The sequence below is a fragment of the Streptomyces sp. BYX5S genome (genome assembly GCF_054724165.1).
Window position 1 is genome coordinate 6,375,333 of the sequence record NZ_CM138829.1, and the last position, 15,405, is coordinate 6,390,737.

The following is a 15,405-nucleotide window of genomic DNA, read 5'->3' on the forward strand; positions in this document are numbered from 1 at the left end:
CAGAACCAACACAGTGGACGCGAGCAACTGAGGACAAGCCCTCGGCCTATTAGTACCAGTCACCTCCACCCGTTACCGGGCTTCCAGATCTGGCCTATCAACCCAGTCGTCTACTGGGAGCCTTACCCCATCAAGTGGGTGGGAATACTCATCTCGAAGCAGGCTTCCCGCTTAGATGCTTTCAGCGGTTATCCCTCCCGAACGTAGCCAACCAGCCATGCCCTTGGCAGAACAACTGGCACACCAGAGGTTCGTCCGTCCCGGTCCTCTCGTACTAGGGACAGCCCTTCTCAATATTCCTGCGCGCACAGAGGATAGGGACCGAACTGTCTCACGACGTTCTAAACCCAGCTCGCGTACCGCTTTAATGGGCGAACAGCCCAACCCTTGGGACCGACTCCAGCCCCAGGATGCGACGAGCCGACATCGAGGTGCCAAACCATCCCGTCGATATGGACTCTTGGGGAAGATCAGCCTGTTATCCCCGGGGTACCTTTTATCCGTTGAGCGACGGCGCTTCCACAAGCCACCGCCGGATCACTAGTCCCGACTTTCGTCCCTGCTCGACCCGTCGGTCTCACAGTCAAGCTCCCTTGTGCACTTACACTCAACACCTGATTACCAACCAGGCTGAGGGAACCTTTGGGCGCCTCCGTTACCCTTTGGGAGGCAACCGCCCCAGTTAAACTACCCATCAGACACTGTCCCTGATCCGGATCACGGACCCAGGTTAGACATCCAGCACGACCAGAGTGGTATTTCAACGACGACTCCACAACCACTGGCGTGGCCGCTTCACAGTCTCCCACCTATCCTACACAAGCCGAACCGAACACCAATATCAAACTGTAGTAAAGGTCCCGGGGTCTTTCCGTCCTTCTGCGCGAAACGAGCATCTTTACTCGTAGTGCAATTTCACCGGGCCTATGGTTGAGACAGTCGAGAAGTCGTTACGCCATTCGTGCAGGTCGGAACTTACCCGACAAGGAATTTCGCTACCTTAGGATGGTTATAGTTACCACCGCCGTTTACTGGCGCTTAAGTTCTCAGCTTCGCCACACCGAAATGTGACTAACCGGTCCCCTTAACGTTCCAGCACCGGGCAGGCGTCAGTCCGTATACATCGCCTTACGGCTTCGCACGGACCTGTGTTTTTAGTAAACAGTCGCTTCTCGCTGGTCTCTGCGGCCACCCCCAGCTCAGAGTGCAAGACTCATCACCAGACGTGGCCCCCCTTCTCCCGAAGTTACGGGGGCATTTTGCCGAGTTCCTTAACCATAGTTCACCCGAACGCCTCGGTATTCTCTACCTGACCACCTGAGTCGGTTTAGGGTACGGGCCGCCATGAAACTCGCTAGAGGCTTTTCTCGACAGCATAGGATCATCCACTTCACCACAATCGGCTCGGCATCAGGTCTCACCCTCATGTCTCCCGGATTTACCTGGAAGACGGGCTACACCCTTACCCCGGGACAACCACCGCCCGGGCTGGACTACCTTCCTGCGTCACCCCATCGCTCACCTACTACCAGCTTGGGCCGGCGGCTCCACCACTCCGAACCACGTCAAAGACGAGGACGGCGGTTTCACGGCCTTAGCATCACTGGATTCGATGTCTTTCGCGTCACAGCGGGTACCGGAATATCAACCGGTTATCCATCGACTACGCCTGTCGGCCTCGCCTTAGGTCCCGACTTACCCTGGGCAGATCAGCTTGACCCAGGAACCCTTAGTCAATCGGCGCACACGTTTCTCACGTGTGAATCGCTACTCATGCCTGCATTCTCACTCGTGAACCGTCCACAACTACCTTCCGGTGCTGCTTCACCCGGCACACGACGCTCCCCTACCCATCACAGCAGGCGTTGGCCCTCTTGCTGCAATGACACGACTTCGGCGGTACGCTTGAGCCCCGCTACATTGTCGGCGCGGAATCACTTGACCAGTGAGCTATTACGCACTCTTTCAAGGGTGGCTGCTTCTAAGCCAACCTCCTGGTTGTCTCTGCGACTCCACATCCTTTCCCACTTAGCGTACGCTTAGGGGCCTTAGTCGATGCTCTGGGCTGTTTCCCTCTCGACCATGGAGCTTATCCCCCACAGTCTCACTGCCGCGCTCTCACTTACCGGCATTCGGAGTTTGGCTAAGGTCAGTAACCCGGTAGGGCCCATCGCCTATCCAGTGCTCTACCTCCGGCAAGAAACACACGACGCTGCACCTAAATGCATTTCGGGGAGAACCAGCTATCACGGAGTTTGATTGGCCTTTCACCCCTAACCACAGGTCATCCCCCAGGTTTTCAACCCTGGTGGGTTCGGTCCTCCACGAAGTCTTACCTCCGCTTCAACCTGCCCATGGCTAGATCACTCCGCTTCGGGTCTTGAGCGCGCTACTATACCGCCCTATTCGGACTCGCTTTCGCTACGGCTTCCCCACACGGGTTAACCTCGCAACACACCGCAAACTCGCAGGCTCATTCTTCAAAAGGCACGCAGTCACGACGCAAGGAACAAGTTCCTTGCGCGACGCTCCCACGGCTTGTAGGCACACGGTTTCAGGTACTATTTCACTCCGCTCCCGCGGTACTTTTCACCATTCCCTCACGGTACTATCCGCTATCGGTCACCAGGGAATATTTAGGCTTAACGGGTGGTCCCGCCAGATTCACACAGGATTTCTCGGGCCCCGTGCTACTTGGGTGTCTCTCAAACGAGCCGCTAACGTTTCAGCTACGGGGGTCTTACCCTCTACGCCGGACCTTTCGCATGTCCTTCGCCTACATCAACGGTTTCTTACTCGTCCCATCGCCGGCAGACGATGGAAGAGAGATCCCACAACCCCGCACACGCAACCCCTGCCGGGTCTCACACGTATACGGTTTGGCCTCATCCAGTTTCGCTCGCCACTACTCCCGGAATCACGGTTGTTTTCTCTTCCTGCGGGTACTGAGATGTTTCACTTCCCCGCGTTCCCTCCACACTGCCTATATATTCAGCAGCGGGTGACAGCCCATGACGACTGCCGGGTTTCCCCATTCGGAAACCCCCGGATCAAAGCCTGGTTGACGACTCCCCGGGGACTATCGTGGCCTCCCACGTCCTTCATCGGTTCCTGGTGCCAAGGCATCCACCGTGCGCCCTTAAAAACTTGGCCACAGATGCTCGCGTCCACTGTGCAGTTCTCAAACAACGACCAACCACCCGTCACAACCCACCGAAGCAGATTTTTACCGGGGCCGGCATCGAGGATCGGGACAAGCCCGTGCCCTCAGACACCCAACAGCGTGCCCGACACCCTCGCCGCTTCCCTCAACGTTCCACGCTCTAAAAGAGCAGTACTGGAAGGAGAAGACGATCAAGTGTGCCGAATAATCAACGTTCCACCCATGAGCAACCACCGTCGAACGTTTGCCGACGTAGTGGCCTCTGACCTCGTCCCGAAGGACTCGGTAAGAAGTGCTCCTTAGAAAGGAGGTGATCCAGCCGCACCTTCCGGTACGGCTACCTTGTTACGACTTCGTCCCAATCGCCGGTCCCACCTTCGACAGCTCCCTCCCACAAGGGGTTGGGCCACCGGCTTCGGGTGTTACCGACTTTCGTGACGTGACGGGCGGTGTGTACAAGGCCCGGGAACGTATTCACCGCAGCAATGCTGATCTGCGATTACTAGCAACTCCAACTTCATGGGGTCGAGTTGCAGACCCCAATCCGAACTGAGACCGACTTTTTGAGATTCGCTCCACCTTGCGGTATCGCAGCTCATTGTATCGGCCATTGTAGCACGTGTGCAGCCCAAGACATAAGGGGCATGATGACTTGACGTCGTCCCCACCTTCCTCCGAGTTGACCCCGGCGGTCTCCTGTGAGTCCCCATCACCCCGAAGGGCATGCTGGCAACACAGAACAAGGGTTGCGCTCGTTGCGGGACTTAACCCAACATCTCACGACACGAGCTGACGACAGCCATGCACCACCTGTACACCGACCACAAGGGGGCGCCCATCTCTGGACGTTTCCGGTGTATGTCAAGCCTTGGTAAGGTTCTTCGCGTTGCGTCGAATTAAGCCACATGCTCCGCTGCTTGTGCGGGCCCCCGTCAATTCCTTTGAGTTTTAGCCTTGCGGCCGTACTCCCCAGGCGGGGCACTTAATGCGTTAGCTGCGGCGCGGACAACGTGGAATGTTGCCCACACCTAGTGCCCACCGTTTACGGCGTGGACTACCAGGGTATCTAATCCTGTTCGCTCCCCACGCTTTCGCTCCTCAGCGTCAGTAATGGCCCAGAGATCCGCCTTCGCCACCGGTGTTCCTCCTGATATCTGCGCATTTCACCGCTACACCAGGAATTCCGATCTCCCCTACCACACTCTAGCTAGCCCGTATCGACTGCAGACTCGGGGTTAAGCCCCGAGCTTTCACAATCGACGTGACAAGCCGCCTACGAGCTCTTTACGCCCAATAATTCCGGACAACGCTTGCGCCCTACGTATTACCGCGGCTGCTGGCACGTAGTTAGCCGGCGCTTCTTCTGCAGGTACCGTCACTTTCGCTTCTTCCCTGCTGAAAGAGGTTTACAACCCGAAGGCCGTCATCCCTCACGCGGCGTCGCTGCATCAGGCTTTCGCCCATTGTGCAATATTCCCCACTGCTGCCTCCCGTAGGAGTCTGGGCCGTGTCTCAGTCCCAGTGTGGCCGGTCGCCCTCTCAGGCCGGCTACCCGTCGTCGCCTTGGTGAGCCATTACCTCACCAACAAGCTGATAGGCCGCGGGCTCATCCTTCACCGCCGGAGCTTTTAACCCACCCCCAGGAGGAGGAGAGTGTTATCCGGTATTAGACCTCGTTTCCAAGGCTTGTCCCAGAGTGAAGGGCAGATTGCCCACGTGTTACTCACCCGTTCGCCACTAATCCACCCCGAAGGGCTTCATCGTTCGACTTGCATGTGTTAAGCACGCCGCCAGCGTTCGTCCTGAGCCAGGATCAAACTCTCCGTGAATGTTTCCCCGTAATCGGGGTGACACCACGAGAGCGGAACAGTCGGAGGAATAATCCGACCGTTCACAGCGTCCTCGCTGTGTTTTACAAAGGAACCTCGTCTCAGAGAGACGGGGTATCAACATATCTGGCGTTGATTTTTGGCACGCTGTTGAGTTCTCAAGGAACGGACGCTTCCTTTGTACTCACCCTCTCGGGCTTTCCTCCGGGCGCTTCCCTTCGGTATTTCGTGTTTCCAACCCTACCAGATCCGTTTTCCGTTCCGTTTCCGGTTCGGAATTCATTTCCGGTGGCCGTTGGAGGGCCTTTGCCTTTCGGCGGGACCGACTTTATCAGAGATTCTGAGTCGGAATTTCCGCTCCGTCTGGTGGTCGACCCGAGCAGCTGAGTGCGGCGGGTGCCCCCTGAAGCGGAGCCGTAAACCTACTGGAGCGGGGCTCCCCGATGCAAATCGAGGCGCCCCGCTCCTTGGGTCGCTCAGACCTCGACGACGACCGGGAGGATCATCGGGCGTCGGCGGTACGAGTCGGAGACCCACTTGCCCAGCGTGCGGCGGATGAGCTGCTGCAGCTGGTGGGGCTCGACGACGCCGTCCTGGGCCGACTTCTCCAGGACCTCCTGGATCTTCGGGATGACGGCGTTGAACGCCGAGTCCTCGATGCCGGAGCCGCGGGCCTGGATGTTCGGACCGCTCGTGATCTTGCCGGTGCTGGAGTCCACCACCACGAAGACCGAGATGATGCCCTCGTCGCCAAGGATCTTGCGGTCCTTCAGGGCCGGCTCGCCGACGTCGCCGACCGAGAGGCCGTCCACGTAGACGTAACCGGCCTGGACCTTGCCGGAGATCTTGGCCTTGCCGTCGACGAGGTCGACGACGACGCCGTCCTCGGCGATGACGATGCGGTCGTGCGGGACGCCGGTGAGGGCGCCCAGCTCGGCGTTGGCGCGCAGGTGGCGCCATTCGCCGTGGACCGGCATCAGGTTCTTGGGCTTGCAGATGTTGTAGAAGTACAGGAGCTCGCCCGCCGACGCGTGGCCGGAGACGTGCACCTTCGCGTTGCCCTTGTGGACGACGTTCGCACCCCAGCGGGTCAGGCCGTTGATCACGCGGTAGACCGCGTTCTCGTTGCCGGGGATGAGGGACGACGCCAGGATCACCGTGTCACCGGAGACGATCCGGATCTGGTGGTCGCGGTTGGCCATGCGGGACAGGGCGGCCATCGGCTCGCCCTGGGAACCCGTGCAGACCAGGACGACCTCGCTGTCGGGAAGGTCGTCGAGCGTCTTGACGTCCACGACGAGGCCGGCCGGGACCTTCAGGTAGCCGAGGTCGCGGGCGATGCCCATGTTGCGGACCATCGAGCGGCCGACGAAGGCGACCCGGCGGCCGTACTCGTGCGCGGCGTCCAGGATCTGCTGGATGCGGTGCACGTGGCTGGCGAAGGACGCGACGATGATGCGCTTCTGCGCGCTCGCGAAGACGCCGCGGATCACGTTCGAGATGTCGCGCTCGGGCGGGACGAAGCCCGGGACCTCGGCGTTCGTCGAGTCCGTGAGGAGGAGGTCGATGCCTTCCTCGCCCAGGCGCGCGAACGTCGGCAGGTCCGTGAGGCGACGGTCCAGCGGAAGCTGGTCCATCTTGAAGTCGCCCGTGTGGACCGCCATGCCCGCCGGGGTGCGGATGGCGACGGCCAGCGCGTCCGGGATGGAGTGGTTGACCGCGATGAACTCGCAGTCGAACGGGCCGAGCCGCTCGCGCTCGCCCTCGGAGACTTCGAGGGTGTACGGGCGGATGCGGTGCTCCTGGAGCTTCGCCTCGATCAGGGCGAGGGTCAGCTTGGAGCCGATCAGCGGGATGTCCGGCTTCTCGCGCAGGAGATACGGGACGGCGCCGATGTGGTCCTCGTGGCCGTGCGTCAGGACGATGCCCTCGACGTCGTCCAGACGGTCCCTGATGGACGTGAAGTCCGGCAGGATCAAGTCGATTCCGGGCTGCTCCTCCTCGGGGAAGAGCACTCCGCAGTCGACGATCAGCAGACGGCCTCCGTACTCGAAGACGGTCATGTTGCGCCCGATCTCACCGAGGCCGCCGAGCGGGGTGACCCGCAGGCCGCCCTTCGGAAGCTTCGGCGGGGCGCCGAGTTCAGGATGCGGATGACTCAAAAGACTCTCCTCAACCACGCGCGCCACGTACCTGTAGGCACGTGGCGCGCATGACGTTTCGTGCAGTAGCAGTTGTGGTGGTTGCCGGGCGCCGGGCCCGGGTCGTGCTGTTCTGTTGGTGATTCAGTTGGTTCAGCTGATTCAGTTGTGAAGCTTTGCCAAGTCTGTGATCAGAGCTGTACCCCACCGGCGGCAAGATCGATCTTGAGCTGGGCCGTTTCTTCGGGGGTGAGCTCCACGAGCGGCAGGCGGAGCGGGCCCGCCGGGACGCCCTGGAGGCCGAGGGCGGCCTTCGTCGTGATGACGCCCTGGGTGCGGAACATGCCGGTGAAGACGGGGAGCAGCTTCTGGTGGATCTCCGTCGCCTTGTGCACGTCGCCGGTCGTGAAGGCGTCGAGCATGGCGCGCAGCTCGGGTGCGACGACGTGGCCGACGACGGAGACGAAGCCGCACGCGCCGACGGACAGCAGGGGCAGGTTGAGCATGTCGTCGCCGGAGTACCAGGCGAGGCCCGAGCGGGCGATGGCCCAGCTGGCGCGGCCGAGGTCGCCCTTGGCGTCCTTGTTGGCGACGATGCGCGGGTGCTCGGCCAGTCGGACGATCGTGTCCGTGTTGATCGGCACGCCGCTGCGGCCCGGGATGTCGTAGAGCATCACGGGGAGTTCGGTCGCGTCGGCGATCGCCGTGAAGTGGCGGAGCAGGCCTTCCTGCGGCGGCTTGTTGTAGTACGGCGTCACCGTGAGGAGGCCGTGGGCGCCGGCCTGCTGGGCCTGGCGGGCGAGTTCGATGCTGTGGAGCGTGTCGTTGGTGCCGACGCCCGCCACGACGTGGGCCCGGTCGCCGACCGCCTCGACGACGGCTCGAATCAGATCCGATTTCTCCGCGTTGCTGGTGGTCGGGGACTCGCCGGTGGTGCCGTTGACGACCAGGCCGTCATTGCCTGCGTCCACCAGGTGGGCGGCGAGCCGCTGCGCGCCGTCGAGGTCGAGTGCGCCGTCCGCCGTGAAGGGCGTGACCATGGCGGTGAGGACCCTCCCGAAGGGGGTCTGCGGAGTCGAGGTCGGAGCCATGGGTAACACGCTACTCGCTGCTCAGTACCGGGTCCCCCCTCGGGGGATGCGACAAGTCAGAACAAAGGTGGAGCCCGGCACTGCCTGCTCGGGGGTTCAAGCAGTGCCGGGTCCGTTTGATCAGGCTAGATGAACTTTCCGAAATGCCGCAATACGGACACTTCGGTCGGGTGCCCGCACATCTGTGCCGATCCCGGAACTCGGGCCCGGCTCCTGGCGGTCACGGGCAAGCCCGGTCAGGGCTACGGCGCCACGCGGCCGTTGGCGTTGAACGCGGCGTACGTGAGCGGCATGAGCTCGGCCCACGCCTCTTCCATCTTCTCGCCGACCATCTCGATCTCTCGCTGCGGGAAGGACGGCACCTTGGCCAGCTCGTGCTGGGTGCGCAGGCCGAGGAAGTGCATCAGCGAGCGCGCGTTGCACGTCGCGTACATCGACGAGAACAGGCCGACCGGGAGCACAGCGCGGGCCACCTCGCGGGCGACGCCCGCGGCCAGCATCTCCTGGTACGCCTCGTACGCCTGGCGGTACGAGTCCTCCATGACGCGGCCCGTCAGCTCCTGCTGCGCCTGGGTGCCCTCGACGAACTGGTACTTCCCCGGGCGGCCCTCCTGGACCAGCTTGCGGTCGGCGTCCGGGACGTAGAACGTCGGCTGGAGCTCCCTGTAGCGACCCGACTCCTCGTTGTACGACCAGCCCACGCGGTGCCGCATGAACTCGCGGAAGACGAAGATCGGGGCGCTGATGAGGAACGTCATCGAGTTGTGCTCGAAGGGGCTGCCGTGGCGGTCCCGCATCAGGTAGTTGATCAGGCCCTTGGAGCGCTCGGGGTCCTTCGACAGCTCGTCGATCGACTGCTCGCCGAGCGTCGAGACGCGGGCCGCGAACAGCACGTCCGTGTCGCTCGCGGTGTGCTTCACCAGCTCGACGGTGACGTCACCGCGGAACGTCGGCTTGAGGTCTTCAGCTGGGGTTTCGGTCATGCTGCCGGGGTCCTTCCGATCACTCTCTCCAGGGCGGCGCCCACTCTACGGGCCGCCACTGACAACAGGGCATTCGCTCGCTTGTCACGACGATCCGCGGCGTACGGGAGCGAAGTTTGGTTAATTTGGTGAAAGTGGGCACCCTTTGAAGCGATCGCTCGTCTGTGTAGATGAACACACTTTGTTCGAGACACTTGAGTCGCTTGAGGAGTGGCAGTCCAATGTTCCGTCGGCGCGAGCCCGTACCGTTCGCCTTCATCGCCGAAGCCGACAAGTTCCGCAGCAATGTCGAACCGCCCGCGCGTGAGCGCCCCTCGGCCGGGCAGATCGCCGGCCGAGCACTCGTCGGCCTCACCGTCGTGGCCGGCCTCGTGGGCTCCCTGTTGATCGGGATGCCCGCCCTGTCGACCGATCAGTCCTCGCAGCGCGTGCAGCAGTCGGAGGCCTCGCAGGGCCACTGACCCGGCGTCACGTCCGGCCCCCTGGGGTGGAAGGCCGGTACGACCCCGGATAGCCTCACCGGGCACAGCCCCCATACCGGTGGACCGAGTGAGGACCCGTCGTGCCCCTGCCCTTCCTGACGGCCGACCGTGCTTTCGACGCGGCCGCGGACACCCCGCTGCCGTTCGACGACCGCGACCAGTGGCGCCGCCCCTACCGCCCGGGACCGTACCGGGTGGGCGCGGCGGCGCTGCTGCTGCTCCTGGCCTCGTACGTGCTGTTCGCCTCGGTGATCATCGCCGTGGCCGGGGACACCTCCGCCGCCACGGTCTGCGGTGTGCTCGCGGTGCTGATCATCGCGTCGGCCCTGCGGCTGCTGCGCATGGGCACCTGGGTCAGCGCGCGCGGGCTGCGCCATGTCGGCTTCTTCGTCACCCGCACGGCGTCGTGGGACCGCGTCGCCACCGCGCGCACGGTGCAGCGGCCCGTGCGCTGGCTCGGGCTGCCGCGCACCGTGCAGGGTCAGGCCCTGATCCTCGTACAGCGGGATCAGCAGGGGGATCAGACGACGCTGCTGACGAGTCACAGCGCGGACTTCCTCGGGCGGTCCACCGCGTTCGACCGGGCCGCGGACACCATCGAGGTCTGGGCCGAGGAGTACCGCGTGCGGCGCTGACGCACGCGCGCGTACGTGAGCGTACGCAGAAGGGCCCCACCGGCGTCGTGCCGATGGGGCCCTTCTGCGTACGCGGATCAGATGCCCGCGGAGCGGCCCTCGTGGAGGGCGATCGCGCGCTGCATCGCCTTCCGCGCGCGCGGGGTGTCCCGTGCGTCGCGGTAGGCGATGGCGAGGCGGAACCAGCAGCGCCAGTCCCCCGGCGCGTCCTCCGTCTCGGCCTTGCGCCGGGCGAAGACCTCGTCGGCGGAGTCGCGGTCGATGCGGCCGTAACTGTCGCGCCGGAGTTCGTCGACCGGCAGGCCGCCCTCCGCCTCCAGGAGTTCGCCGAGCCGGTTCGCCTTGGTGACGAACCGGGTGTTCGCCCACAGGAACCACACGCCGATCAGCGGCAGGATCAGCACCGCGACACCGAAGGTGATCGTCAGTGCCGTGCCCTGCCTCAACAGCATGACGCCGCGGTCGCCGGCCAGGACGAAGTAGAAGACCAGGACGGCGGCCGTGACGGCATACGTGATTTTCGCGCGCATCGCAGCAGGTCAGCCGTTCAGATCGAGGAAGTGTTCCAGGCCGAAGGTGAGGCCGGGGGTCGTCGTGACCTTGCGGGCGCCGAGCAGGATGCCGGGCATGAAGCTGCTGTGGTGCAGCGAGTCGTGCCGGATCGTCAGCGTCTCGCCCTCGGCGCCCAGGAGGACCTCCTGGTGCGCCAGGAGGCCGCGCAGGCGGACCGAGTGGACCGGGACGCCGTCGACGTCCGCGCCGCGCGCTCCGTCGAGCGCCGTCGCCGTGGCGTCGGGCATCGGGGCGCTGCCCGCCTTCTCGCGGGCGGCGGCGATCAGCTGCGCGGTGCGGCCGGCCGTGCCCGAGGGGGCGTCGACCTTCTTCGGGTGGTGCAGTTCGATGACCTCGACGGACTCGAAGTACGGCGCCGCCGCCTCCGCGAACTTCATGGTCAGGACCGCGCCGATGGAGAAGTTCGGGGCGATCAGGACGCCGGTCTCCGGGGAGTCCGCGAGCCAGCCGTTCAGCTGTGCGAGGCGTTCGTCCGTCCAGCCCGTCGTGCCGACGACGGCGTGGATGCCGTGCCGTACGCAGAACTCCAGGTTCTCCATCACCGAGTCGGGCGTGGTCAGCTCGACCGCGACCTGGGCGCCGGACTCCACGAGGGCGTCCAGCTTGTCGCCGCGGCCGAGGGCCGCGACCAGCTCCATGTCCTCGGCCGCCTCGACGGCCCGTACGGCCTCGGAGCCGATGCGGCCCCTGGCTCCGAGAACCGCCACGCGCAGCTTGCTCATGATCTCCGTCATCCTTAGGTGAGGGGCGCTTACGCGACCGCTTCGTGCAGGCGCGACGCCTGCTTGTCCTTGAGCGGGCCGATGACCGACAGGGACGGTCGCTGACCCAGGATGTCGCGTGCGACCGCGCGCACCTCGTCCGGGGTCACCGCCGAGATGCGCTCCAGCATCGTGTCGACCGACATCTGCTCGCCCCAGCACAGCTCGCTCTTGCCGATGCGGTGCATGAGCGCCCCGGTGTCCTCCAGGCCGAGGACCGTGGAGCCGGCGAGCTGGCCGATGGCGCGGCGGATCTCGTCGTCACTGATGCCGTGCTGCGCGACGTGGTCGAGCTCGTCACGGCAGATCTTCAGCACATCGTGCACCTGGCTGGGCCGGCAGCCCGCGTAGACGCCGAACAGCCCGCAGTCGGCGAAGCCCGACGTGTACGAGTACACGCTGTACGCCAGGCCGCGCTTCTCGCGCACCTCCTGGAACAGGCGCGAGGACATGCCGCCGCCGAGCGCCGTGTTGAGCACGCCCATGGCCCAGCGGCGGTCGTCGGTGCGGGACAGGCCCGGCATGCCGAGGATCACGTGGGCCTGCTCGGTCTTGCGGCCGAGGAGTTCCATGCGTCCGGCGGCGCGCAGGGTCTTGCGGCCGGCGCGCGGGGCCATGGGCGCCGCGGAGACGCCTCCGAAGCCCGCCTTGTCGAAGGCGGCGCGGACCTGGCGTACGACCTTGTTGTGGTCGACGTTGCCCGCCGCCGCGACGACCAGGTGCGTCGGGTCGTAGTGCTTCTTGTAGAAGCGCGTGATCTGGCTCCTGCTGAGCCCGTTGACCGTGTCGGGCGTGCCGAGGACGGGGCGGCCGAGCGGGGTGTCGCCGAGCATCGTGTGCGCGAACAGGTCGTGCACGACGTCACCGGCGTCGTCCTCGGTCATCGCGATCTCTTCGAGGATCACGCCGCGCTCCGCGTCGACGTCCTCCTCCTCGATGAGGGAGCCGGTCAGCATGTCGCAGACGACGTCGATGGCGAGCGGCAGGTCGGTGTCGAGCACGCGCGCGTAGTAGCAGGTGAACTCCTTCGCGGTGAAGGCGTTCATCTCGCCGCCGACCGCGTCGATCGCGGCCGAGATGTCCAGCGCGCTGCGCTTGCGGGTGCCCTTGAAGAGCAGGTGCTCCAGGTAGTGCGTCGCGCCGTTGAGCGTCGGTGTCTCGTCGCGCGAGCCCACGTGGGCCCAGATGCCGAAGGTGGCCGAGCGGACCGAGGGCAGGGTCTCGGTGACGATGCGCAGCCCGTTCGGGAGCGTCGTCTTGCGGACCGTGCCGATGCCGTTCGCGCCCTGGATGAGGGTTTGGGTACGGGCGACGGCCCGCCCCTCCGAAGAGGTGCGGGCCGTCGTCTTGGTGCTACGGGACGTCACTTGTCGGCGTCGTCCTTCTTCGCCTCGTCGCCTTCCTCGCCCTCGATCACGGGGATGAGGGAGAGCTTGCCGCGGGAGTCGATCTCGGCGATCTCGACCTGGACCTTCTGGCCCACGCCGACAACGTCCTCGACGTTCTCCACGCGCTTGCCGCCGGCGAGCTTGCGGATCTGCGAGATGTGCAGCAGACCGTCCTTGCCCGGCATGAGCGACACGAACGCACCGAAGGTCGTCGTCTTCACGACGGTGCCCAGGTAGCGCTCGCCGACCTCCGGCATGGTCGGGTTGGCGATGCCGTTGATCGTGGCGCGGGCGGCCTCGGCCTGCGAGCCCTGAGCGGCACCGATGTAGATGGTGCCGTCGTCCTCGATCGTGATGTCGGCGCCGGTGTCCTCCTGGATCTGGTTGATCATCTTGCCCTTCGGGCCGATGACCTCACCGATCTTGTCCACCGGGATCTTGACGGTGATGATCCGCGGCGCGTTCGGGGACATCTCGTCCGGAACGTCGATCGCTTCCATCATCACGTCGAGGATGTGCAGGCGGGCGTCGCGGGCCTGCTTGAGGGCGGCGGCCAGGACGGAGGCCGGGATGCCGTCGAGCTTCGTGTCCAGCTGGAGGGCCGTGACGAAGTCCTTGGTGCCGGCGACCTTGAAGTCCATGTCACCGAACGCGTCCTCGGCACCGAGGATGTCGGTGAGGGCGACGTAGTGCGTCTCGCCCTTGATCTCCTGGGAGATCAGGCCCATGGCGATACCGGCGACGGGGGCCTTGAGGGGCACACCGGCGTTCAGCAGCGACATGGTGGAGGCGCAGACCGAGCCCATCGACGTCGAGCCGTTGGAGCCCAGCGCCTCGGAGACCTGGCGGATCGCGTAGGGGAACTCCTCGCGCGTCGGCAGGACCGGCACGATCGCGCGCTCGGCGAGCGCGCCGTGGCCGATCTCGCGGCGCTTCGGGGAGCCGACGCGGCCCGTCTCACCGACGGAGTACGGCGGGAAGTTGTAGTTGTGCATGTAGCGCTTGCGGGTCACCGGCGAAAGGGTGTCCAGCTGCTGCTCCATGCGGAGCATGTTGAGGGTGGTGACGCCCAGGATCTGGGTCTCGCCACGCTCGAACAGCGCCGAGCCGTGCACGCGCGGGATGGCCTCGACCTCGGCGGCCAGGGTGCGGATGTCGGTGACACCGCGGCCGTCGATGCGCTTCTTCTCCTTGATGACGCGCTCACGGACCAGGGACTTGGTCAGCGAGCGGTACGCGGCGGAGATCTCCTTCTCGCGGCCCTCGAACTCCGGGAGGAGCTTCTCGGCGGCCAGACCCTTGACGCGGTCCAGCTCGGCCTCGCGCTCCTGCTTGCCCGCGATGGTGAGGGCGGCGGAGAGCTCGGTCTTGACCGCGGCGGTCAGGGCCTCGAGCACGTCGTCCTGGTAGTCCAGGAAGATCGGGAACTCGGCGGTCGGCTTGGCGGCCTTCGCGGCGAGGTCCGACTGGGCCTTGCAGAGGACCTTGATGAAGGGCTTCGCGGCGTCGAGACCGGCGGCCACGACCTCCTCGGTGGGCGCCTCGGCGCCGCCCTTGACCAGCTGGATGGTCTTCTCGGTGGCCTCGGCCTCGACCATCATGATCGCGACGTCGCCGTCCTCCAGGACGCGACCGGCGACGACCATGTCGAAGACGGCGTCCTCGAGCTCGGTGTGCGTCGGGAACGCGACCCACTGGCCGTTGATCAGCGCGACGCGGACGCCACCGACGGGTCCGGAGAAGGGCAGACCGGCCAGCTGCGTCGACGCGGACGCGGCGTTGATCGCCACGACGTCGTACAGGTGGTCGGGGTTGAGCGCCATGATCGTGGCGACGACCTGGATCTCGTTGCGCAGGCCCTTCTTGAAGGACGGGCGCAGCGGGCGGTCGATGAGGCGGCAGGTGAGGATGGCGTCCTCGGAGGGGCGGCCCTCGCGGCGGAAGAAGCTGCCGGGGATCTTGCCCGCGGCGTACTGCCGCTCCTCGACGTCCACCGTGAGGGGGAAGAAGTCGAGGTTGTCCTTGGGGTTCTTCGAGGCCGAGGTGGCCGACAGGACCATCGTGTCGTCGTCGAGGTAGGCGACGGCGGAGCCGGCGGCCTGGCGGGCGAGGCGGCCCGTCTCGAAGCGGATGGTCCGGGTGCCGAAGGAGCCGTTGTCAATGACGGCCTCGGCGTAGTGGGTCTCGTTCTCCACTAGCGATCTCTCCGTTTACTTTCGTCGTATGCGTCTTTTGTCCCGCTCTGCCCGTGTGGCAGGGGGACGGTACGGAGAAGCGCGCCTTGGGTGCGGGCCGGTCTTCGATCGAAGCTCCCGGAGATCCTCTTGCGTCTCCGGGGGCCACTACCGAGGACCGGCGG

The 15,405-nt window shown here is 64.9% G+C and carries 9 protein-coding genes and 2 rRNA genes; 2 read left to right on the top strand and 9 right to left on the bottom strand.

Going from position 1 to position 15,405, the window contains the following annotated elements; all coding sequences use genetic code 11:
- Positions 1 to 29 precede the first annotated feature (29 nt).
- From ACYBSK_RS28700 to thyX, 5 genes are all read right to left on the bottom strand, one after another.
- A 23S ribosomal RNA gene (locus ACYBSK_RS28700) occupies positions 30 to 3,153 on the bottom strand.
- A gap of 313 nt (positions 3,154 to 3,466) precedes the next feature.
- Positions 3,467 to 4,992, bottom strand: a 16S ribosomal RNA gene (locus tag ACYBSK_RS28705).
- Together the 16S and 23S rRNA genes form the textbook arrangement of a ribosomal RNA operon.
- Positions 4,993 to 5,468: 476 nt before the next feature.
- Positions 5,469 to 7,154 (bottom strand): ribonuclease J, encoded by a 1,686-nt coding sequence (locus ACYBSK_RS28710; protein ID WP_457480151.1) that lies wholly within the window; start codon positions 7,152 to 7,154, stop codon positions 5,469 to 5,471.
- Between the two features lie 170 nt (positions 7,155 to 7,324).
- Positions 7,325 to 8,224: a 4-hydroxy-tetrahydrodipicolinate synthase gene (dapA, locus tag ACYBSK_RS28715; RefSeq protein WP_457480152.1), complete on the bottom strand. Its 900-nt coding sequence runs from the start codon at positions 8,222 to 8,224 to the stop codon at positions 7,325 to 7,327.
- 242 nt (positions 8,225 to 8,466) lie between these two features.
- A complete protein-coding gene (gene thyX, locus ACYBSK_RS28720) occupies positions 8,467 to 9,207 on the bottom strand; it encodes an FAD-dependent thymidylate synthase (protein ID WP_460243862.1) in 741 nt (246 codons plus the stop codon).
- A gap of 221 nt (positions 9,208 to 9,428) precedes the next feature.
- On the opposite strand from thyX, the gene ACYBSK_RS28725 reads away from it, so the two are divergent.
- Together ACYBSK_RS28725 and ACYBSK_RS28730 are read left to right on the top strand one after the other, a co-directional pair.
- The gene (locus ACYBSK_RS28725) at positions 9,429 to 9,668 is read left to right on the top strand and encodes a hypothetical protein (protein ID WP_457480154.1); all 240 of its coding nucleotides are present in this window, start codon (positions 9,429 to 9,431) and stop codon (positions 9,666 to 9,668) included.
- A gap of 101 nt (positions 9,669 to 9,769) precedes the next feature.
- Entirely contained in the window at positions 9,770 to 10,324 is a 555-nt protein-coding gene (locus ACYBSK_RS28730; protein ID WP_460243863.1) for a hypothetical protein, read from the top strand.
- 77 nt (positions 10,325 to 10,401) lie between these two features.
- Here ACYBSK_RS28730 and ACYBSK_RS28735 read toward each other — a convergent pair whose 3' ends face one another.
- Genes ACYBSK_RS28735 through ACYBSK_RS28750 form a run of 4 tightly spaced genes read right to left on the bottom strand, consistent with a single transcriptional unit; the run spans position 10,402 to position 15,241 of the window.
- Entirely contained in the window at positions 10,402 to 10,854 is a 453-nt protein-coding gene (locus ACYBSK_RS28735; RefSeq protein WP_457480156.1) for a hypothetical protein, read from the bottom strand.
- Positions 10,855 to 10,863: 9 nt separating this feature from the next.
- Entirely contained in the window at positions 10,864 to 11,619 is a 756-nt protein-coding gene (gene dapB, locus ACYBSK_RS28740; RefSeq protein WP_457480157.1) for a 4-hydroxy-tetrahydrodipicolinate reductase, read from the bottom strand.
- Positions 11,620 to 11,648: 29 nt separating this feature from the next.
- The gene (locus ACYBSK_RS28745; protein ID WP_457480158.1) at positions 11,649 to 13,025 is read right to left on the bottom strand and encodes a M16 family metallopeptidase; all 1,377 of its coding nucleotides are present in this window, start codon (positions 13,023 to 13,025) and stop codon (positions 11,649 to 11,651) included.
- On the bottom strand, positions 13,022 to 15,241 hold the full coding sequence (locus ACYBSK_RS28750; protein WP_457480159.1) for a polyribonucleotide nucleotidyltransferase: 2,220 nt from the start codon (positions 15,239 to 15,241) through the stop codon (positions 13,022 to 13,024). The genes ACYBSK_RS28745 and ACYBSK_RS28750 overlap by 4 nt, the downstream gene beginning before the upstream one ends.
- Positions 15,242 to 15,405: the final 164 nt, after the last annotated feature.

Excerpts from the sequence above, each read along its gene's own strand:
- dapA (WP_457480152.1), bottom strand. The coding sequence starts at position 8,224 with ATGGCTCCGACCTCGACTCCGCAGACCCCCTTCGGGAGGGTCCTCACC.
- thyX (WP_460243862.1), bottom strand. The coding sequence starts at position 9,207 with ATGACCGAAACCCCAGCTGAAGACCTCAAGCCGACGTTCCGCGGTGAC.
- ACYBSK_RS28725 (WP_457480154.1), top strand. The coding sequence starts at position 9,429 with ATGTTCCGTCGGCGCGAGCCCGTACCGTTCGCCTTCATCGCCGAAGCC.
- ACYBSK_RS28735 (WP_457480156.1), bottom strand. The coding sequence starts at position 10,854 with ATGCGCGCGAAAATCACGTATGCCGTCACGGCCGCCGTCCTGGTCTTC.
- dapB (WP_457480157.1), bottom strand. The coding sequence starts at position 11,619 with ATGAGCAAGCTGCGCGTGGCGGTTCTCGGAGCCAGGGGCCGCATCGGC.